The 19,597-nt window shown below is 63.0% G+C and carries 18 protein-coding genes; 13 read left to right on the top strand and 5 right to left on the bottom strand.

Features of this window, described 5'->3' with window-relative positions; all coding sequences use genetic code 11:
- From EPO09_RS04010 to EPO09_RS03995, 4 genes are all read right to left on the bottom strand, one after another.
- The coding region (locus EPO09_RS04010; protein ID WP_290640414.1) for a hypothetical protein at positions 1-763 on the bottom strand (763 nt) is incomplete at its 3' end.
- A 20-nt stretch (positions 764-783) separates the two neighbouring features.
- Positions 784-1,707: a response regulator gene (locus tag EPO09_RS04005; RefSeq protein ID WP_290640412.1), complete on the bottom strand. Its 924-nt coding sequence runs from the start codon at positions 1,705-1,707 to the stop codon at positions 784-786.
- A gap of 1 nt (position 1,708) precedes the next feature.
- On the bottom strand, positions 1,709-2,209 hold the full coding sequence (locus EPO09_RS04000) for a hypothetical protein (protein ID WP_290640409.1): 501 nt from the start codon (positions 2,207-2,209) through the stop codon (positions 1,709-1,711).
- 95 nt (positions 2,210-2,304) lie between these two features.
- Positions 2,305-2,541 carry a DUF1653 domain-containing protein gene (locus tag EPO09_RS03995; RefSeq protein WP_290640407.1) on the bottom strand — a complete coding sequence of 79 codons (237 nt, stop codon included), beginning with the start codon at positions 2,539-2,541 and terminating at the stop codon, positions 2,305-2,307.
- A gap of 174 nt (positions 2,542-2,715) precedes the next feature.
- On the opposite strand from EPO09_RS03995, the gene EPO09_RS03990 reads away from it, so the two are divergent.
- The 6 genes from EPO09_RS03990 to EPO09_RS03965 all read left to right on the top strand — a co-directional run bounded on the left by EPO09_RS03990 (position 2,716) and on the right by EPO09_RS03965 (position 9,350).
- Positions 2,716-3,138, top strand: coding sequence for a hypothetical protein (locus EPO09_RS03990; RefSeq protein ID WP_290640405.1), 423 nt, complete (start codon positions 2,716-2,718; stop codon positions 3,136-3,138).
- Positions 3,139-3,270: 132 nt separating this feature from the next.
- Positions 3,271-4,275, top strand: a complete 1,005-nt coding sequence (locus EPO09_RS03985) for a glycosyltransferase family 2 protein (protein WP_290640403.1) — start codon at positions 3,271-3,273, stop codon at positions 4,273-4,275.
- A 4-nt stretch (positions 4,276-4,279) separates the two neighbouring features.
- Positions 4,280-5,173 (top strand): ChbG/HpnK family deacetylase, encoded by an 894-nt coding sequence (locus EPO09_RS03980; protein ID WP_290640401.1) that lies wholly within the window; start codon positions 4,280-4,282, stop codon positions 5,171-5,173.
- Between the two features lie 173 nt (positions 5,174-5,346).
- Positions 5,347-6,882: a glycosyltransferase family 39 protein gene (locus EPO09_RS03975; RefSeq protein WP_290640399.1), complete on the top strand. Its 1,536-nt coding sequence runs from the start codon at positions 5,347-5,349 to the stop codon at positions 6,880-6,882.
- Between the two features lie 254 nt (positions 6,883-7,136).
- Positions 7,137-7,460: a chorismate mutase gene (locus tag EPO09_RS03970; RefSeq protein ID WP_290640397.1), complete on the top strand. Its 324-nt coding sequence runs from the start codon at positions 7,137-7,139 to the stop codon at positions 7,458-7,460.
- Between the two features lie 27 nt (positions 7,461-7,487).
- On the top strand, positions 7,488-9,350 hold the full coding sequence (locus EPO09_RS03965; protein ID WP_290640395.1) for a nucleoside-diphosphate sugar epimerase/dehydratase: 1,863 nt from the start codon (positions 7,488-7,490) through the stop codon (positions 9,348-9,350).
- A gap of 8 nt (positions 9,351-9,358) precedes the next feature.
- Here the strand turns inward: EPO09_RS03965 and EPO09_RS03960 are convergent, their stop codons facing one another.
- On the bottom strand, positions 9,359-12,130 hold the full coding sequence (locus EPO09_RS03960; protein ID WP_290640394.1) for a CHASE domain-containing protein: 2,772 nt from the start codon (positions 12,128-12,130) through the stop codon (positions 9,359-9,361).
- A 238-nt stretch (positions 12,131-12,368) separates the two neighbouring features.
- Here EPO09_RS03960 and EPO09_RS03955 point away from each other — a divergent pair, with 238 nt between their 5' ends.
- From EPO09_RS03955 to rplU, 7 genes are all read left to right on the top strand, one after another.
- Positions 12,369-13,289: an MBL fold metallo-hydrolase gene (locus EPO09_RS03955; protein ID WP_290640392.1), complete on the top strand. Its 921-nt coding sequence runs from the start codon at positions 12,369-12,371 to the stop codon at positions 13,287-13,289.
- 243 nt (positions 13,290-13,532) lie between these two features.
- Positions 13,533-14,969, top strand: coding sequence for a S41 family peptidase (locus tag EPO09_RS03950; protein ID WP_290640390.1), 1,437 nt, complete (start codon positions 13,533-13,535; stop codon positions 14,967-14,969).
- An 8-nt stretch (positions 14,970-14,977) separates the two neighbouring features.
- The gene (locus EPO09_RS03945; RefSeq protein ID WP_290640388.1) at positions 14,978-15,763 is read left to right on the top strand and encodes a HesA/MoeB/ThiF family protein; all 786 of its coding nucleotides are present in this window, start codon (positions 14,978-14,980) and stop codon (positions 15,761-15,763) included.
- A 143-nt stretch (positions 15,764-15,906) separates the two neighbouring features.
- Complete coding sequence (locus tag EPO09_RS03940) at positions 15,907-16,818, top strand: TIGR00730 family Rossman fold protein (protein WP_290640386.1); 912 nt, start codon at positions 15,907-15,909, stop codon at positions 16,816-16,818.
- Between the two features lie 13 nt (positions 16,819-16,831).
- Positions 16,832-17,797, top strand: coding sequence for an arginase (rocF, locus tag EPO09_RS03935; RefSeq protein ID WP_290640384.1), 966 nt, complete (start codon positions 16,832-16,834; stop codon positions 17,795-17,797).
- A 100-nt stretch (positions 17,798-17,897) separates the two neighbouring features.
- Complete coding sequence (locus EPO09_RS03930; RefSeq protein ID WP_290640382.1) at positions 17,898-19,256, top strand: patatin-like phospholipase family protein; 1,359 nt, start codon at positions 17,898-17,900, stop codon at positions 19,254-19,256.
- 62 nt (positions 19,257-19,318) lie between these two features.
- Positions 19,319-19,597 (top strand): 50S ribosomal protein L21 (gene rplU / locus EPO09_RS03925; RefSeq protein ID WP_290640379.1); only part of this gene is annotated, 279 nt, incomplete at its 3' end.

Below are 19,597 nucleotides of genomic sequence, written 5' to 3'. Positions count from 1 at the left end.
CCGTGCGTTCCTGCGTGATGGCATTCATCTGCTCGCGCAAATCTTCCATGTCCTTCTCGGCCAGATGGCGCGCATGGCCCACTTCCGATTGGAGTTTCTCCACTTCCTGGCTCAGCGTGTTGGCATTCGCTTCGGCCTTCTGTGCGCGTTCTTTGGCGCGGTTGAGCAACTGCTGCTGCTGGTCCATGTTCTGACGTAGCACTTCGGCAGATTGTGTCGAGGCCTCGGCCAGTCTGTTGGCGCGGCGCAGTTCATTGATGACGATGTTGGCCTCGTCCAGACGAATCTTGACGTGCTCCAGTTCCGTGGCGAGGTGGCTGCGCTGCGTCAGCGTTTGATTCAGCTTGCCTTGGTTGTCCTGGCGCCATGCGGTGTAGCCGTCCGGGTCCACGCGCTGCAGCGATTCCAGCAACTCGCGCATCTCGCCCATCATGCCTTCGTGTTCCTCAATGCCCTCACGTGTCAGCGAATCAGTCAGGGCCGTGATCTTTTGCAGGCTCTCCTGGGAGATGTTGACGGCTTGGTTGCCGGCTTGACTGGCCTGCTTGTTGGCGTCAAGCAGGCGGTCACTGAGCCTGTCAACTGACGACATCATGTCGCGCAGGCGTTTGGCCGCGCCCAGCAGTTCGTCTGTGCCTTGCCGCATCATGGTATGGGTCGTTTCCGTTTGCCCCAGGATGCGAAACAGCATGAAGGCCAGCAGGATGATGGCCGCCGCATTGCCGATGAAGACAAAGAGGATGGCGACGCTTTCAAGCTGCATGCAAATACTCCTTGCAGGGGTCAGACGGCCAGGAAGCTGAAGCGTCCATCGCCGTAGCCTGGCACCGAGATGCGGAAGTCGGCACGGCCGCCGTTCTTGACCAACAATTCGTTGAGCTTTTGGAACCCTTGCGGCACGATGCTGGTGCGCGATAACGGGACGGGGTCACTCTCAGCTTCCAGACGCAAGAGGGCGCCCGCGTTCTGCATGAACTGGCTTGCATGCTTGACCATGCCTTCGGTGGCTTGGCCTTGCTGCATGGCCTGCCGCACAGCCGCGGGTGGCTGTTTGCTTCCGCCGCCACCCAGAATGCACACAGCGTTCATGTCCAGCACGGCAATGGCTGTGACAGGCTTGCTGCGCCCGCCATACAGCCCGATCAAATTCTGCGAGGTCAAGGCATGCACGACCAAAGGCTCTTGCTCCAGCAGCCGAAATGGGATGCCGTTCATGAGCGACTGGATCAACTTCTTGCACTCTTCGGTGATCACCAGTCCGGGTGCGGGGGCCTCTTCCACCTTGTCCTCGATCGGTGCACTGCCATCGACCGGCACGATGTGCCGCACGTGCGAGATCAGTTCAGTGTCCTTGAAAGGCTTGTTGATCACGAACACGGCGCCATTGCGGCGCGCCTCTTCCAGCATGGTCGGACTGGTTTCCGTCGTGACCAGGCCCACTTTGATGTTGGCTTGACCGAGCTGACGCAAGGTCTGAAGCAATTCCAGACCGCCCATCTTGGGCATGTGCCAGTCTGTGATGATCAGGTGAGGATTGAAGCCACTGATCATGTCCAGTGCCGCTTCGCCGTTGATGGCCACGCGGATGTCGACCGCCGGGTAGCCGCAGGATTCCACGACCCGGCGGATGATGGCCTGGATGGCGCGGCTGTCGTCGACGATCAGAAATCGGAAGGCCTCGGGTGTCGTCTGTGTTGCGACATTCATGTCAGGACTCCAGGATACGTTGGTCAATCGCGTCAAACACCGTGATCACGATGCGCCGTCCGGCGTCGCTTTCACTCGAAAAAGTCACGCTCACGTGCGCATGGCGCTGCAACTCCGTGAACTGGGGCAGGGGCAGTTCTCTGGGCAGGCCGATCTCGACGGTATGCGCCTCGCCTTTGCTCATCACCAGGCAGCCCCCCAGCACGTTGCAGGCCTCCATGCAGGCATCGCGGATGTCGTCAGGGCTGATTTCATCCAGTGGAAGGCCAAACATGAAGCAGGCCACATCACTGGCTTCCTGGTCATCGATCAGCAGCCCGACCGCCATCAGACGCTCGGGCAGGCCGTCGTGCAGATGAACCGGCAAGACCACCGCATGTTCACGCTCACCGGGCCGCGTGGCCTGCGCTGGCCCTTCCTCGAAGTGACGCTCGACGCCACTGAGAAAGGTCCACGCAGGGTCCAGCTTGCTGGCCATGGTGTCCTTCGGGATGAGGTACATCGTGCGGTCTCGGGTGTGAAAAGTGTCCTGCTTGGCTTGGCTGCCATGCCCTTAGCGGTATCGGCAGTGTTTCAAACAAATTGACACGCCTGGCTCTAGAGCCGTTCAAACCGAGGCATATGCACGCCATTGACCTCTAGCTGCTCCGTGAACATGGCCCAGGGGCGCACCCACAGGGCGCCTTCTCCATATTGCGGGCGGTAAACGACGAGCGCCTCCAGCGTTTCGCTGTGGCGGGCCACGCCCAGCACGTCGTACAGATTGCCTTTGTAGTGCCGGTAGGTGCCCAGCTCGATGGTGGGCAGAGGTGGGAGTTCGTGCGAATCAGTCATGGGGCGATTGTGAACACAAGGGCCGCCGTTCTTTACAAACCCTTTGCAAAGCCTGGGTCAACACACTGAAATCAGCCCGCGTTGTAGATGTCAAGGCGCTGCGAAACGTCGATCAATACGACACAAACCGCACACCGAACTTCACAACGCGAACCCCGCTGAAAGGATATTTCCATGAAGACCAAGCTGATTGCAACCGCCCTGGTGACCGCCTTTGCCCTGCCTGTTTTTGCCCAGACTGGCGCCCCTGCCGCCCCCGCGGCCAGCGCCGTGCAGCAAGTCAAGAAGGACAACAAGGAAATTCGCCAGGACACCAAGGACATCCGCGCCGACAAGGCCGATCTGGCCAAGGACCGCAAGGAGCTGTCTACCGATCGCAAGGAACGCGCCGTCGATCAGCGTCGTGAAGACGCAGCCGTGAAGCGTGGCGATACCGCCGCAGCGGAAAAGTTCGAAGCCAAGCGCGAAGCCGAGCAAAAGGAAGTGCGGGCTGACAAACACGACATCGCCAAGGACAAGACTGACCTGCATCACGATCGCATGGAGCGCCGCCACGACCGGCATCAGCGCAACCACGACGCTGCCAACATCAAGTAATCGAGTGTGGTGAGAGCTGGCCGGGGCCTTTCTGGTTGGGCCCCCGGCAGGCAAGGCCGACGACAAATCATCCAAAAAGGGTCGGCCCCCTGATGAAGCCAGATGTGGCCCGATAGCCGCGATAATCACGGGATGACCGTGATTGCCCAACCGACCCCCTCCAGCGTTCGCGCCCAGCTGCCCCGCCTGAGCTGCGTCATTCCCTGCTACAACGAAGCGGCCAACCTGCGTTTGCTGTTGCCCGTTCTGTCTGAGCAACTGGCGGCGTGTACGTCAGAGTGGGAAGTGATCCTGGTCAACGACGGCAGCCGTGATGACACCTCGGCCGTTTTTGATGAGTGGGCACGCCAACCCGGGTTTCGGGCGATAGAGTTTTCGCGCAACTTCGGCAAGGAAGCCGCACTGACGGCAGGCTTGCAGGCCGCCAACGGCGACGTCGTGGTCCTGATGGACTCGGACATGCAGCACCCGCCGCGCTTCATCCCCGAAATGATCAGCCAGTGGCAGGCAGGCGCCGACGTGGTCTATGCCTTGCGCGCCAACCGCGATGACGAAAGCCTGTTCAAGCAGGTGGGTACCCGTGCGTTCTACCGCCTGATCAATGCGAAGTCGCGTTTCCAGGTGCCGCCGGATGCGGGCGATTTCCGACTCATGGACCGTGCCGTTGTGGAGGCCATTCTGGCTTTGCCCGAACGCAACCGCTTCATGAAGGGCCTGTACGCCTGGGTCGGCTTCAAGTCCGTGGCGATTCCCTACGAGCCCGCCGAGCGCGCCGTGGGCAAGACCAATTACAACGCACTCAAGCTGATCGCGTTTTCGATCGACGGGCTGACGGCTTTCACGACCTGGCCGCTGCGCGTTGCCAGCATCGCCGGGATGGTCATGGCCCTGATGGCTTTCATCTACGGTGCCGTCGTGATCGTCGATTTCCTGATTTACGGCAACAAGGTGTCGGGCTGGACCACCATCATCGTGCTGTTGTCCTTCTTCGTGGGCATCCAGTTGATCGGCCTGGGCATCCTGGGTGAGTACATCGCCCGGATCTTTGAAGAAGTGAAGGGACGCCCGCTGTACGTGGTGCGCCGCGCTCTGGGCCGTGGCCTGGACGTGTCTGCCCCCGGCCATACGGGTGACTGAGCCCATGGCGAGCCGGGCTGAGCGCTTGTTGGCCGTGTGCGTTGACGATTTCGGTCTGCACGATGGCGTGAATCAGGCTGTGTTTGATCTGCTGGCCATGCGGCGCATTTCAGCGGTCAGTTGCCTGGTGGATGGGCCAAGTTGGGCCAGTGGTGCGGCGCACCTGCGTGAAGCCATTGGCGCAGCGGATCGGACTGTGGCCGATGTGGGCCTGCACCTCAATTTCACGGAGACCCTGGATGTGCCAGCGCAATCGGCGTGCCCGAGCTTGCCGCTGGGCGCGCTGATCAAGGCTTGTTACCTGGGCCGCCTGAACGTGGCGCGATTGGTGACCGAAATCGAGCGCCAGTGGGATCGCTTCGAGGCTGTCTGGGGCCGTGCGCCTGATTTCATCGACGGGCACCAGCACGCGCACCAGTTGCCTCAGATTCGCGATGCCTTGCTGCAGGTCTTGCGCAGGCGTTATCCAGCCGGGCAGGTTGGCGTCAAACCATGGGTGCGGCAGTGCCGCGCGCCAGGTTGGCAGGCCGTGCTGGCAGGCATCAGCGTGTCTGACACGGTCAAGGCCGCCATCATTGCCACGTTGGGCGCATCCGTCATCGGGCGCGGTGTGGTGGCGCTGGGCTTGCGGCGCAGCGAGCGTCTGCTGGGTGTGTATCCCTTTGATGCCGATGCACAGGCTTACGTTCAGCGCTGGCAGGCCTGGCTCAAGCTGGTGCGACCACGTGGCGATCTGCTGATGTGCCATCCTTCCGTCGTGATGCAGGTGCCACCTCCCTGGCCCGATGTGATTGCGCAGTCCCGGCGCATGGAGCACGCGGTGCTGACCGGGGATGCCTTTGCATGCCTGCTGGCCGACGCGCGGGTTCGGATCGTGCGTCTGAGCAGCCTGGCCTGACGCGGGCCTAACCGATTGAAACGGCTGAAACGGCTCGACAGGCTTCGCTACACTGTGCGCCTTTCACAGGTGGTCCTTGCAGACCATCTGGGTCGTCTTGCTCCTCTTTGTGAATGGGCTCTTTTGTGACGCTTGTGACGCACGCTTCCAGGAAAACCTGGCCGATTTGGGCTGTGGCGCTCGCCGTATTGGCCTGGCTGCTCTGCACGGCGTGGTGGCGCCCCCTGGCTGTGCCTGACGAAGGCCGATACGCTGGCGTCGCCTGGGAAATGATCCGCAGCGGCGACTGGCTGACGCCCACGCTCAACGGTTTGCCCTTCTTCCACAAGCCGCCATTGTTCTACTGGCTCACGGCACTGTCGCTCAAAACCTTTGGCCTGACCTTGTGGGCGGCGCGTCTGGCATCGGTCTTTGGTGCCTGGTTGGGCGCCATGGGCCTATACCTGCTGGTGCGCCGGTGGGGCGGAGCGCGTGTGGCGGGCTGGTCGGCGCTGGTGCTGGTCACCCAGCCCTTCTGGTTCGGTGGGGCGCAGTACGCCAACCTGGACATGCTGGTGGCCGGCTGTATTTCCGCCACGATTGCCTTGGCGGCCCATGCCGTGCTGGCACGCGAAGCTGGTCAAGGTTATCGCCTGGCTTTGTGGGGTGCCTATGCACTGGCCGGCCTGGGTTTGCTGGCCAAGGGCCTGATCGGCCTGGTTCTGCCGGGTGCGGTCATCGTGGCCTGGTCGCTGTTGACGGGCCGCTGGCGTGCCATTCTGGGGCTGCTGTCCTTGCCTGGCCTGATTGTGTTGGCCGTGGTGGCCGCGCCGTGGTTTGTGGCCATGCAGCGCCTGTACCCCGACTTCTTCCACTACTTCTTCATCTACCAGCACTTCCAGCGCTTCACGCAGACGGGCTTCAACAACATGCACGCCTGGTGGTACTACCTGCCGCTGATGGTGGGTCTGACGCTGCCCTGGGTGCCGGCTTGGCTGCTGACCGTCTGGGGGCCCGGGCCACGAGCGGGGCAGGGCGCCTCGGTTGAGGCGGTCGATGCACAGGTCTTGGCGTCTCGCTCGGCATTGCGTTGGTTGGCCTGGGTCTGGATGATCGTGATCCTGGTGTTCTTCTCCATTCCCGCGTCCAAGCTGCCCGGCTACATCTTGCCGGCCCTGCCGCCACTGGCCTATCTGGTGGCCGATACCTTGACGCAGCGCTGGCCCGCAGTCAGTGCCTGGGCGCCCAAGGTCTGGGGCGCTGCCGCTGCGCTGATGTGCCTGGGCCTGATTGGTGCGGCGGTGAAGTACGACGAGCAATCTTCTCGCCCCGTGTTGCCTGTGCTGCAACCGCTGCTCAAGCAGGGCGTGCCGCTGGTCTACGTCAACGAATTTGTCTACGACCTGCCGTTCTACCTGGCACAGCCTGGCCCGATTCCTGTCATCAGCAACTGGGATGATCCGGATCTGCCCAAGCACGACAACGACCGCAAGGAGCTGTTCGATGCCGGCGAATTCAACCCCACCCTGGCGCCCAAGGTGCTGGTGCCCAAGAGCCAGTGGCAGGCCTGGTTGTGCACCCATCCGCGCCTGGCGGTGATGGCGCCGCATGACATCACCAAGTCCTACCCCGAGTTGGCTTGGCAGCCGCCTGTCATGAAGCTCAAGCTGTGGTCCATGTGGGTGCTGGACCGTGACGATTTGCTCGCCAAAGGCCTGCGTTGCCAGTGAGTCGTTGCGGCCAGCGTGATCGTGCTGGACAAGCCTCGCTGCTTCAAGTTAGGATGTTCGCCATGACGACACACCGCATCAACGTTCTGCTGACCGCCTCCTGGTGGCGCTGCCCTCATCCGGCGGCTTGACGTTGACACGTGTGTAGAAACGAATGCCGCCCCTCAGGCGGCATTTTCTTTGGTGCACTCAAGTCGACTTGACGCACCTGTCTCCTGAAAGGGCGGTTCCTCACCCCATATCAGGAGATGACCATGACCCCTTGCGACACCCTGGCCGACGTGCGTTCGGCCATCGACCAGATCGATTTCATGCTGGTGGGCCTCTTGGCCGAGCGCGGACGGTATGTGAACGAAGCGGCGCGTTTCAAGCGCAACAAGGCCGATGTGGCGGCCCCCGATCGTGTTCGCCAGGTCATCGACAAGGCCTTGCGGCATGCGCGTGACATGGGTGCCCCGCCTGAAGTGGTGGAGGCCGTTTACCGCAGCATGATCACGGCCTTCATCGAGCTGGAGTCGCTCCAGCACGATAGGCTGAACCTGGCAGTGCCGGCTGACGAAGGCACAATGGCGGGTTGAGCCCTTTCTCCCCCGCCAGCTTCCAACATGCTCTGGACACCCTTGAATCGTTTTCTGGATCGGATTCGCCCCCGCCGTCAGGCCGTGGTGCTGCTGGCCGATGCTGTGCTGATCTTGCTGGCATGGCACACCACCTACCTGTTTCGCATGGGGGTGGAGCGCTGGCTGCACGAGCGTCCGAATTACGACGGCGCAGTCCTGCTGGGCGTGATCGCCGTGTACAGCGCCGTGTCCTGGGCGTTGAATGTGCCTCGCGCCACCTGGCGCTACACGAGCTTCCATGAAATCACCCGCTTGAGTTGGGTTTGCCTCGGTGCCGGTCTGGCCAGCGCCGTGGTGGTGCTCATGGCCCATCTGGTTGAAGTGCCGCGTGCCGTGCTGGCCCTGCACCCCGTGTTCAGCCTGATCATGATGTCGCTGGCCCGCATGACGGTGCGCATGCTCAGCGAATCGTCTCGCGCGCGCCGTGCCGGGCGTCAGCCTACGGGGCAACGTGCGTTGGTGCTGGGCGCCGGTGCCGCCGCCAAGCTGCTGATTGCCGGCATCCAGCATCGAGGCTGGACGGTGGTGGGTCTGTTGGACGATGATGCCCGCAAGCAGGGATCCAGCATCGCTGGCGTCAACGTGAGGGGCGGCCTGGACATGCTGACAGATGCCAGCATGCTCGATGACGTCACCCACCTGATCCTGGCCATGCCCTCGGCCTCCAATGCCCAGCGCAAGCGTGCCCTGGATCTGGCCGCGGCCACCGGGCTGCCCGTGGTGACCGTGCCTTCCGCAGACGAGTTGCGCGAAGGCCGCTCGCGCATCGACCGGGTGCGTGACATCGAACCCGACGATGTGCTGGGCCGTGAGCCCGTCAAGCTGGACGAAAGCGCCGTGTCGGATCTGATCAGCGGCCAGACCGTGATGATCACGGGCGCAGGTGGCTCGATCGGTTCCGAGTTGTGCCGCCAGATTGCGCGCTTTGGCCCCAGTCGCCTCGTGCTGTTCGAGCTCAGCGAGTTCGCGCTGTATCAAGTCGAGCAGGATCTGGGTGAGCGCTTCCCGCATCTGCCTTTGGTGCGCCTGGTGGGCGATGTGAAGGATCTGGGCGCCTTGCGCCGCGCCATGCAGTTGCACCAGCCGGATCTGGTCTTCCACGCAGCGGCCTACAAGCACGTGCCCTTGATGGAAGATGACAATGCCTGGATCGCGCTGCGCAACAACACCCTGGGCACCTATCTGGTGGCGCAGGCGGCGGCAGAGCAGGGCGTCAAGCGCTTCGTGCTGATCTCGACCGACAAGGCCGTGAATCCCACCAATGTGATGGGGGCCACCAAGCGTGCCGCCGAGATGGTGGTATCGCACTGGGCTGGCAAGGGCACCAACACGCGCTTCATGGCCGTGCGTTTCGGCAATGTGCTGGGCTCCAGTGGCAGCGTGATCCCCAAGTTCAAGGAACAGATCGCCAAGGGCGGCCCGGTCACGGTCACGCACCCCGAGATCACGCGCTACTTCATGACCATTCCTGAGGCGGCGCAACTGGTGCTGCAGGCAGCGGCCCTGGCTGAAACGGGGCAGGTCTTCGTGATGGACATGGGCAAGTCCGTGAAGATCGCCGATCTGGCGCGTGAACTGATCCGCCTCAGCGGCCACACGGAAGCCGAGATCCCCATCGTGTTCAGCGGCCTGCGCCCTGGCGAAAAGCTTTTTGAGGAACTGCTCGCTGACGCCGATACGACCTTGCCCACACCCCATCCACGCTTGCGTCTGGCGCAACTGCGCGGCGAGTTGCCGCCTGACTGGATCGAGCGCCTGATGGCGTTGGCAGTGGATGAATCGGCCAGTGCGCCACCCACCTTGCGCGCCCGTTTGCACGAGCTGGTGCCTGAATACGCGCCGCGCTGAGCAGCGCTTCAGGCCGGCATCAGCTCATCCACCTGGCGCAGCAGTTCCGCCAGTTGCACGGGCTTGGTCAGATAGCACGCAGCACCTGCACTCAGGGCTGCGTCGATCTGCTCGGGCATGGCGTCGGCCGAGATCATGATCACGGGGATGTCCACCGTATCCGGGTTGGCCTTGATCAGCTTGAGCAACTCCTGGCCCGAGGCATCGGGCAAGTGCACATCCAGCAGGATCAGGTCGGGCTTGCTGCCACGCAAACGGTTGTGCAGCACGGCCAGCCCTTCTTCGGTGGTGGGCGCCACTGTGACGGTGATCCAGGGCCGGGCGGCCAGCGCCGAGCGGATCACTTCGCTGTTGGCCAGGTTGTCTTCCACGTACAGCACGTGGCGTGGTGTGGGCTCGCCGCCTGTCGATGCCTTGCTGGCCGGGCTCAGGCTCTGGCTGGCAGCTGTGGGTTGCAAGGCCGCAAACGGCAGCGACAAGGTGAAGGTGCTGCCTTGGCCTTCCTGGCTTTGCACATCCAGCTCGCCGCCCATCAGCAGCGCCAGATGCCGGCTGATGACCAGGCCGATGCCCGTGCCGCTGGTGGGACCTTGCTCGCGCCCAAGGCGGTTAAAGGGCTGGAACAGCTGCGAGAGCTGCTGCTCGTTCATGCCCATGCCCGTGTCCTGAACGGTGATGAGCAGGCGAGGGCTGTTGTCTTGTGGCGCGCCTTGCGCCACCGACAGCGAAACCTGGCCGCCGCGCTGGTTGAACTTGATGCCATTGCTCAGCAAGTGCCCCAGGATCTGGCGCAGGCGGGCCGCATCGGCGAGCACACCCCATTCGCTGGGGATGTCGGCTTGCGTGCTCAGCGTCACGCCTTGCTTGTCTGCTTCTTCCTGCAGCAGCTTGGCGGCCATGCTCACCTCGTCACGCGCACGCAGCGGCTGAGCCTGCAGCTTGAGCGTGCCCATGTCGATACGGGAGATGTCCAGCACGTCGTCGATCATGTCCAGCAGATGCCAGCCGGCTTGCTGGATCTGTTCGACGCGCTGGCGCTGCGTCGGCGGCAGCGGCTCGCGCTGATCCAGCGACATCACTTGCGCGAAACCCAGCACCGCATTGAGCGGCGTACGCAGTTCATGGCTCATACGCGACAGGAAGTCGCTCTTGGCCTGGTTGGCCAACTCGGCCGCACTGCGCTGTGCACGGGCTTCATCCATGGCGGCTTCGATGCGGCGCGCGTGGCCGGTCATGACCAGCAGCAAGGCGCCCAGCGCGGCAGCCAGTGACACGCCGCCGATGGCCAGCAACCATGAAGTCACGCCCAGGCCGGCCACAGGCACAGGCCCTGAACTCCACATGGACAGCTGCCATTGGCGGCCGGCAAACTCGATGGGTACCTGCGCACGGTGAGCGCTGGCCTGGCCGGCTTGGCCCGCCCGGCAAGTGGCGGTGCCACCCAGCAAGGGGCGGCCGGGCGCGCTGGCGTCGATCATGCAGGCTTCCAGATAAGCCGGGTGGCCTTGCAGCATGGCGTTGATTGCGTCATCCATGCGCAGTGCCAGGAACACGGCCCCGGTATTGGCTTGAACGCGTGCCTGCGGTGTGAACGGGGTGCCTTTGAACACCGGCTGGTAAACGACGATGCCCGTTTGCTGGGCCCTCTCCTGCATCAGCTTGAAGCCGCGCGATGCGACGGTACGGTCTTCACGTCGGGCCTGCTCATAGGCCTCGCGCGTGGCCTCCATGGACAGGGCGTTGTAGCCCAGCGCCGCTTCATTGCCGGCGCGTGGTTCGATGTAGCGCACCACAGCCAGTTCGGCGCCGGAAGGCGGTAGTCGTTTGTGCGTATCGAACACCTTGTAGCCGGTGATGCCTTCTTGCTGTTGTCGGGCTTCAAACAGCGGCAGATCGGCCGCGTGCAGCCGTTCATCCCATCCGGCAGCCTGTATGCCTTTGAGCGAGTCGATCCAGTAGCGTGCGGCCTTGGTGAACTCGTCACGCTTGACTTCATCGGAAGCCTGGAAGACACCACTGAGCGCCGCCAGTGCATCACGGTAGCCATTGATGCGCAGGTTGACCGCGTTGGTGGTGGCTTGAACGTCCTGATCGAAGACCGCGGCCTCTCTCTCCTGCCCCCAGATCTGCACTTCGCGCACGCCCAGCGCCAGCAGCACTGTGGCGATCAGCAGGGGGATCCCGACCGGTCGACGGCGGGCTCGCCACAATGTGGCTGGCTGACCGACCAGCGTCAACATCATGGGCGCGCCCACCAGCACGCCCAGCGTGTCACCTGTCCACCAGCCCAGAAACGCTTGCGGCGCCACGTTGGTCGGCATCAGGCCCAAGGCCGTGCGCGCGCCGATCGACACGATGGCATGCACGATGCAGGCTATGGGGCCTGCCAACAGCAGGAAGCGCCCGATCTCCAGTGGCTTTTCCAGCGTCAATGGTGGCTGATCAGGGCGATGGGTCAGCCGCCAGGCGACCCACGCTTGCAAGCTGGCGCCTGCCCCGCCGATCACAGCCATGCTCATCACCGATTGCCATGCTGCGGTGGGCAGGTCCTGCAGCGCAATGAGTGCGATCACTGTGGCGGAACCCAATCCGATCGGCAGCAGCATGCTCGGGCCCCAGCCCATGAGGAACGCCAGTGCCAGCCCCGCAGGCAGGTACAGCGGGGAGACATGCTCGTGTGGCGCTGACAGCGACACCGCCAACAAACCAGTGATGCTGTAGCTCAGCCAGGTGATGAGGCCCCTGATCGACAAAGAGGTCAGGGGAGAGCGCTGGCTCATGGACGGGATCCTTGTGGCGCAGAAGCGGAAGTTATTTCTTTGCACACCTTAGCATTTGTGGACTGTCGTTTCGCGTGGGTATTCATGGTGAGGTCGGCAAACAGGCCCTGATCCCCCCTAGACTTTGGTGTCCCTGCAGTACCCATCGTTGCACCCAGACCACCCAGGAGAAAAGCAGATGATTCGCACGCCCCGCTGGCTCGCCCCCCTTGCCCTCAGCCTTGCGACGCTTGGCGCCATGCCTGCCGCCCGCGCCGAGGCGCCGCAGGTGCTCACTCAAGTGCCCGGCTACTACCGCCAGATGATTGGTGCCTTCGAAGTGACGGCTCTGTATGACGGTCAGATCAACCTCGATACCAAGCTGCTCAAGAACACCACGCCCGAGCAAACTCAGAAGCTGTTGGCGAAGATGTTCCGCACCAACCCGACGCCCACCGCCGTGATCGCCTTCCTGGTCAACACAGGCAGCAAGCTCGTGCTGGTGGACACCGGTGCCGCCAAGGTGTTCGGCCCGACCTTGGGCCATGTGCTGGCCAACCTGAAGGCCGCTGGCTACGACCCGGCTCAGGTCGACACGATCTTGCTGACCCACCTGCATGGCGATCACGTAGGTGGCCTGCTGACGGCGGACGGGCAGGTGGCCTTCCCCAATGCCCAGGTTTTTGCCGCCAAGGCCGATGCCGACTTCTGGCTCAGCCCGGTGAGTCTGGCCAAGGCGCCGGACGCATCCAAGATGTTCTTCAAGGCGCCGCAGGATGCCACCGCGCCGTATATCAAGGCCGGTCATTTCACGACCTTCGAGGGCGAGGCGGAGCTGCAGCCAGGCATCAAGCCGGTGTCCGAGCATGGCCACACGCCAGGTCACACCGGTTACCTGCTGGAATCCAAGGGGCAGAAGCTGCTGGTCTGGGGTGATGTGGTGCACAACGCGGCTGTGCAATTGCCCCAGCCCAAGGTCACCATCGAGTTCGACAGTGACCAGGCCAAGGCCTTGGCCACCCGCATGCACCTGCTGAACTGGACCGCCAAGGATGCATTGCTGGTGGCCGGTGCGCATTTGCCGTTCCCTGGTATCGGGCACGTTCGCGCAGAAGGCAAGAACAGCTACAGCTGGGTGCCGGTTGATTTCGCGCCTGTCGAAGTCAAGTCTGCGCCTTGAGTTTGCTCATCTGCTGACCCTGCCGGAGGCGTTTCCTCGGCCTCCGGTCGTCACCTTTGCGCGACATGGTCGGGTGGAATGCCCGCTTGGGCGCCGGAAAATGGCGTCAATCCGCTCATCAGAGGGGTAAGTGCTTGCTTATTGCCCTGCGAGCAGGGCTGGGCGGTCCTATACTGACCGGTCATCAAGCAGGTTGAGTTGAGCAACCTGTGTCGCTGTGGTTCAAAAAGGCAAATCAACGCCATGACTTCCAAATTGAAGATCGCAGGTTGGGTCGCGCTGGGTGCGCTGGCCGGCGGCCTGACCACCATGCAATTCGGTGCAACCGCCCGCAGTTCCATGGTGCCGCTCCCGATGGAGGACATGGCTCAGCTTGCGCGGGCTTTTGGCCTGATCAAGTCCGATTATGTCGAGCCCGTTGACGAGAAAAAGCTCATCGGCGACGCGATCAGCGGCATGGCAGCCGGTCTGGATCCGCACTCGGTCTACCTGGACAAGGTCGGCTTCAAGGAATTCCGCGAAAGCACCTCCGGCAAGTTTGTCGGTGTCGGCATCGAGATCGGCATGGAAGACGGCCTGGTCAAGGTGGTCTCCCCGATCGAGGGCTCTCCTGCTTTTCGCGCCGGCATCAAGACAGGTGACCTGATCACCAAGATCGATGACACCTCCGTCAAGGGGCTGACCATGGATCAGGCTGTCAAACGCATGCGCGGGGACCCCAACACCAAGGTGGTTCTGGGTATTTACCGCAAGTCTGAAAGCCGCAATTTCCCGGTCACGATCATCCGCGAGGAGATCCACGTCCAGAGCGTGCGGACCAAGATCGTGGAGCCTGGTTATGGCTGGGTGCGCATCTCCCAGTTCCAGGAGCGCACGGTTGAAGACTTCGTCACCAAGGTGGACAAGCTGTTCAAGGACGAGCCCAAGATGAAGGGCCTCGTGCTGGATTTGCGCAATGACCCCGGTGGCTATCTGGAAGGCGCGATTGCCGTGTCGGCCGCGTTCCTGCCCAAGGATGTGCTGGTGGTGAGCACCAACGGCCAGTTGGCGGACTCCAAGAAAGAGTTCCGCGCCCGTCCGGGTGACTACGGCGGTGCCTATGGTGGCGACCCGCTCGCCAAGTTGCCTGCAGCCATCAAGACGGTGCCTTTGGTTGTGCTGGTCAACGAGGGTTCGGCTTCTGCCAGCGAGATCGTGTCGGGTGCCTTGCAGGATCACAAGCGTGCGGTCCTGATGGGTGGCCAGACCTTCGGCAAGGGCTCGGTTCAGACCGTGCGCCCGCTGACGGCTGATACGGCCTTGAAGATCACCACGGCGCGTTACTACACACCGAGCGGTCGCTCGATCCAGGCTAAGGGCATCGTGCCTGACGTCATGGTCGATGAGAGTGCCGAAGGCAATGTGTACTCGGCCCTGCGTGTGCGTGAAGCCGATCTGGAAAAGCACATCACCAGCGGTCAGGGCGCCGAAGTGAAGGATGCCGCTCGCGAGAAGGCGCGCGAAGAGGCCATCAAGAAGATCGAGGAAGCCAACGCCAAGAAGGGTGAAGCACCCAAGCTGGCCGAGTTCGGCAGCCCCGAGGACTTCCCGCTGCAGCAAGCGCTCAACAAGCTTCAGAACAAGCCTGTCCTGGCCTCCAAGACCATGACCGAGCGCAAGCCCGAAGACAACAAGAACTGATTTCTGCCTTGGACGACGATCAGCGCCTGCGCTACAGCCGCCATCTCCTGCTGGATGAATGGTCGGAAGAGGCGCAGGACAAGTTGCTCGCGTCCCATGCGCTGGTGATCGGTGCGGGCGGGCTGGGTGCACCGGCCCTGATGTACCTTGCATCGGCGGGTGTGGGGCGCATCACGGTGGTTGATCCGGACACCGTCGATATCACCAATCTGCAGCGCCAGATTGCCCACACCACCGAGCGTGTCGGGCAGCCCAAGGTGCTGTCCGCCGAACTGGCGATGTCTCAGCTCAACCCAGGCGTGCAGGTGCATGCCATCGCTCAGGCGGCCGATGAGGCTTTGTTGCGCGAATGGGTGCCCCAAGTCAATGTGGTGCTTGATTGCACCGATCGGTTCGCCATCCGCCAGTTGATCAACCGTGTCAGCCGTGAATGCGGCGTGCCTCTGGTGTCGGCGTCTGCCGTGCGCTTCGATGGCCAGATCAGTGTGTTCGACCCTCGTGTGAGCACCAGCCCCTGCTACGCCTGCCTGTTCCCGCCGGATGCGCCGCCCGAAGAAACGCGCTGCGCCATGTTGGGTGTGTTTGCGCCCGTGGTGGGCATGATGGGCGTGATGCAGGCGGGTGAGGCCATCAAGCTGCTGTTGCAATCCTCGCCGATGTCGCCTTGGTGTGGTCACGAAAGCCTGGCCGGGCGCTTGCTGATGCTCGATGGGCGCACATGGTCCTGGACGGAGATGCGGGCACGCCGTCAGGCTGCCTGCCCGGTCTGCGGCGGCGCTGCTGGCGCCTGCTGAGCCAGCCGAGCGTTGCGGTGACGCCGCAACTCCCTCGCCTTGTCGGGCTTATTTGGCGGCACGAGCCCCCGCTGCGGCTGCATACTGACATCAAGCGCCGCTCCCTTTGCAGGCGGTGCAGCCACAGCGCAGGACCGTAGAACATGAACAACCCCAAAGAGCTGCTTGAGCGCAACTTCCCGACGGCAGGTCAGGACGTCAATGCCGCCAGTGCGGTCAAACCATCGCTGTACTCCGGCCCGGACAGCAGCTACGACTTGGCCTTTGCCGATCAGGACTTCCTGCTGCACCCCGATCTGCGTCCCGTGCGCATGCAGCTGGAGTTGCTCAAGCCCGAGATGATTCAGCGCGAAGAGGGCATCGAATCCACGATCGTGGTCTTCGGTAGCGCGCGCATTCTGCCTGCCGAGGTCTCCCAGGCGAAGTTGCAGGACGCCATGGCGCTGGCTGATGGCCCAGCGCGTGATCTAGCCGTACGCGCAGCACAGCGCCAGGTCGACATGTCGCGCTACTACGAAGAGGCGCGCGCCTTCGCCAGCCTGGTCACCGAGAACTCGGCCCAGTTGCAAAACCCGATCTACGTGGTCACGGGTGGCGGGCCGGGCGTGATGGAGGCTGGCAACCGCGGTGCCTTCGAGGTCGGTGGCAAGAGCCTGGGCCTGAACATCGTGTTGCCGCACGAGCAGGAACCCAATCCCTACATCACGCCGCGCCTGTGCTTTCAGTTCCACTACTTCGCGTTGCGCAAGATGCACTTCCTGATGCGCTCGGTGGCGCTGGTGTGCTTCCCTGGCGGCTTTGGCACGCTCGATGAGCTCTTCGAAACGCTCACTCTGATCCAGACCGGCAAGTGCCGCAAGCGTCCTATCCTGCTATTCGGACGCGATTTCTGGACCAAGCTGATCAACTTCGATCACCTCGTTGATACCGGCATGATCAGCCCGGAAGACCTCAAGCTTTTCCATTACGTCGAAACGGCTGACGAGGCCTGGAGCACACTGCAGCAGGTCTACGGTCTGGGCAAGCCCGACGACGACATCGCCTGCGGCTGGTAAACAAAGGCAAGCCATGAGCACCGACGCAATCCTCCCCCTTACCCGGTTGCGATTGATCGGTGCGCCCACCGACATTGGTGCCAGCATGCGCGGCGCCTCGCTCGGGCCCGAGGCCTTGCGTGTGGCGGGGCTGCCTGAGGCCTTGTCCCATCTGGGTTTGCAGGTTCACGACGCGGGCAATGTGCATGGCCCTGCCAATCCCTGGCTGCCGCCGGTAGACGGGCATCGCCACCTGGCTGAGTCGCTGGCCTGGAACCAGGCGGTGTTTGACGCCGTATCGGCTGCTCTGCGTGATGGCGATTTACCCATGCTGCTGGGCGGCGATCACAGTCTGGCCATTGGCTCCATCGGTGCGGTGGCGGCGCATTGCCGTCGGCAAGGCAAGCAACTGCGTGTGATCTGGCTGGACGCCCATGCCGACTTCAATACCAGTGACATCACGCCCAGCGGCAACATCCACGGCATGCCGGTGGCCGTGCTGTGCGGCCACGGCCCTGCCAGTCTGTTGAAGCTTGCAGGGGCATGGGGTGACGGCGCGGATGCGGGGCCGCCAGCCTTGTCGGCCGAGCACATTCGCCTGATTGGCGTGCGCAGTGTGGACCCTCTGGAGCGCCGCTTCGTGCATGCCCAGGGCCTGGAAGTCTTTGACATGCGCCACCTGGACGAACACGGCATGCGTGCGGTCATGCAGCAGGCCCTGATGGGGGTGGACGAGCGCACGCATCTGCACCTGAGCTTTGATGTGGACTACCTGGATCCGGATATTGCCCCAGGAGTCGGCACGCCCGTTCGTGGTGGCCCCTCCTACCGTGAGGCGCAGTTGTGCATGGAAATGATCGCCGACACGGGGCGTCTGGCCTCGATGGATGTGGTCGAGCTCAATCCGGCGCGCGATGTGCAGAACCGTACCGCCGAATTGGTGGTGGACCTGGTCGAGAGCCTGTTCGGCAAATCCACCCTGATGCGCTGGCGCCCGTGAGCCGCCTTGCGGGCCTGGCTGAAGAATCTGCGCCTCTTTTTGGGGGTTAATACGTGGATGGAGGGCATCAATGACTGCCAAATATGGCCGATATAGGGCCATGAGCCTGCCTGGAAAGACTGCCCTGATCCTGACTGGTGGTGGTGCGCGCGCCGCCTACCAGGTCGGTGTGCTGCAAGCGCTGCAACTGATCCGCCGTGAAAGCGGGGAGGGGCGGCGCGGCAATCCCTTCCAGATCATCAGTGGCACGTCTGCTGGCGCCATCAATGGCCTGGCCCTGGCTTGCCAGGCCGACCACTACGATCTGGCCGTGCGCGCCATGGTCGAGGTCTGGCGAGATTTCCGGGCGGAGCAGGTCTACCGTGCTGACTCCCTGGGGGTGATTCGCTCCGGTGCCCAATGGCTGACGCTGTTCTCGCTGGGCTGGGCGCTGGCCCGCTGGCGCAGGGCGCGTCCGCGTTCGCTGCTGAACAACGATCCGCTGCGTGAGTTCCTGCCCTCGCTCTTCAATGTGGAGCGCCTGCCGCAGTTGATGGCCGAAGGGCATCTGGATGCCGTGGCCATCTCGGCCTCCAGCTATACCACCGGCGAACACGTTACCTTTTACGACACCGTCCACGATATCCAGCCTTGGGCGCGGTCGCAGCGCATCAGCGTCAAGGACCACCTGGCGATGGATCACCTGATGGCTTCGTCTGCCATCCCCTTTGTGTTCCCGGCGGTCAAGCTGCATGTGGATGGCCGCCCGCACTACCTGGGGGACGGCTCCATGCGTCAGGCGGCCCCCATTTCGCCAGCCATTCATCTGGGGGCCGATCGCATCCTGGTGATCGGTGCCGGCCGCCTGCACGAGCCGCCCGCACCGCGTGATGCTGTGGTCGAGTACCCGAATCTGGCGCAGATCGCCGGCCATGCCATGTCCAGCATCTTCCTGGATGCGCTGGCCGTGGACATCGAGCGCATGCAGCGCATCAACAAGACGCTTGGTTTGCTGACACCCGAGGCGCGGGCGCAATCTGCCTTGCGGCCCGTCGACATCCTCGTGATCGCACCCAGCCAGCGCATTGACGATATTGCGGCTCGGCACCTCTGGGCGCTGCCTCCCGCCGTGCGCGCCATGTTGCGTGCCGTGGGTGTGTACGGTCGCGGCAAGACTGCGCGCGGCTCGGCGCTGGCCAGCTATCTGCTTTTTGAATCGTCCTTCACCCGCGAGCTGATCCATCTGGGCTTCACCGATGCCCTGGCCAAGCGCGAAGAGGTGCTGCGCTTCTTTGGCTGGGGCCAGCAGGGTGATGGGGCCTTGCCTGGGGCCGGGCAGGGCGGACTGTATGACGCCAGTTTCCCGCTGTCGAGCAACATGCAACTGGCGCCGCCCGTCATGGCCTCGGAACTGGTCGGGCCGGATCGCCCCTTTACATTGCAAAGAGACCGTGCTAGAGTGGAGAGCTTCGCATTGTGAGTCTGATAGGTTTTCCTTGAGGAATCCGAGCGGAGAAGTTCTTTTGTTTGAAAGGTCTCCACATGTCATACGCGGTCATAAAAACCGGCGGCAAACAATACAAGGTTGCTGTTGGCGAAAAAATTAAAGTAGAACAGATTGCTGCGGACGTTGGCCAAGAAATCGTGATCGACCAGGTTCTGGCAGTCGGCTCCGGCGCTGAACTGAAGGTTGGCACGCCCCTGGTGGCTGGCGCAACTGTCAAAGCAACTGTCCTGTCGCAAGGTCGTCACGACAAGGTCCGCATCTTCAAGATGCGCCGTCGTAAGCACTACCAGAAGCGCCAAGGTCACCGTCAGAAC

Origin of the sequence: Aquabacterium sp., assembly GCF_004297345.1 — a bacterium.
GTDB lineage: Bacteria > Pseudomonadota > Gammaproteobacteria > Burkholderiales > Burkholderiaceae_C > Aquabacterium.
The sequence above is the reverse complement of the archived record's forward strand: the minus strand, read 5'-3'. Positions and strand labels throughout refer to the sequence as shown.

Excerpts from the sequence above, each read along its gene's own strand:
- EPO09_RS03980 (WP_290640401.1), top strand. The coding sequence starts at position 4,280 with ATGGCGAGCCGGGCTGAGCGCTTGTTGGCCGTGTGCGTTGACGATTTC.
- EPO09_RS03990 (WP_290640405.1), top strand. The coding sequence starts at position 2,716 with ATGAAGACCAAGCTGATTGCAACCGCCCTGGTGACCGCCTTTGCCCTG.
- rocF (WP_290640384.1), top strand. The coding sequence starts at position 16,832 with ATGAGCACCGACGCAATCCTCCCCCTTACCCGGTTGCGATTGATCGGT.
- EPO09_RS03970 (WP_290640397.1), top strand. The coding sequence starts at position 7,137 with ATGACCCCTTGCGACACCCTGGCCGACGTGCGTTCGGCCATCGACCAG.
- EPO09_RS03940 (WP_290640386.1), top strand. The coding sequence starts at position 15,907 with ATGAACAACCCCAAAGAGCTGCTTGAGCGCAACTTCCCGACGGCAGGT.
- EPO09_RS04005 (WP_290640412.1), bottom strand. The coding sequence starts at position 1,707 with ATGAATGTCGCAACACAGACGACACCCGAGGCCTTCCGATTTCTGATC.
- EPO09_RS03965 (WP_290640395.1), top strand. The coding sequence starts at position 7,488 with ATGCTCTGGACACCCTTGAATCGTTTTCTGGATCGGATTCGCCCCCGC.
- EPO09_RS03930 (WP_290640382.1), top strand. The coding sequence starts at position 17,898 with ATGAGCCTGCCTGGAAAGACTGCCCTGATCCTGACTGGTGGTGGTGCG.
- EPO09_RS03995 (WP_290640407.1), bottom strand. The coding sequence starts at position 2,541 with ATGACTGATTCGCACGAACTCCCACCTCTGCCCACCATCGAGCTGGGC.
- EPO09_RS03950 (WP_290640390.1), top strand. The coding sequence starts at position 13,533 with ATGACTTCCAAATTGAAGATCGCAGGTTGGGTCGCGCTGGGTGCGCTG.
- EPO09_RS04000 (WP_290640409.1), bottom strand. The coding sequence starts at position 2,209 with ATGTACCTCATCCCGAAGGACACCATGGCCAGCAAGCTGGACCCTGCG.
- EPO09_RS03955 (WP_290640392.1), top strand. The coding sequence starts at position 12,369 with ATGCCTGCCGCCCGCGCCGAGGCGCCGCAGGTGCTCACTCAAGTGCCC.
- EPO09_RS03985 (WP_290640403.1), top strand. The coding sequence starts at position 3,271 with ATGACCGTGATTGCCCAACCGACCCCCTCCAGCGTTCGCGCCCAGCTG.
- EPO09_RS03960 (WP_290640394.1), bottom strand. The coding sequence starts at position 12,130 with ATGAGCCAGCGCTCTCCCCTGACCTCTTTGTCGATCAGGGGCCTCATC.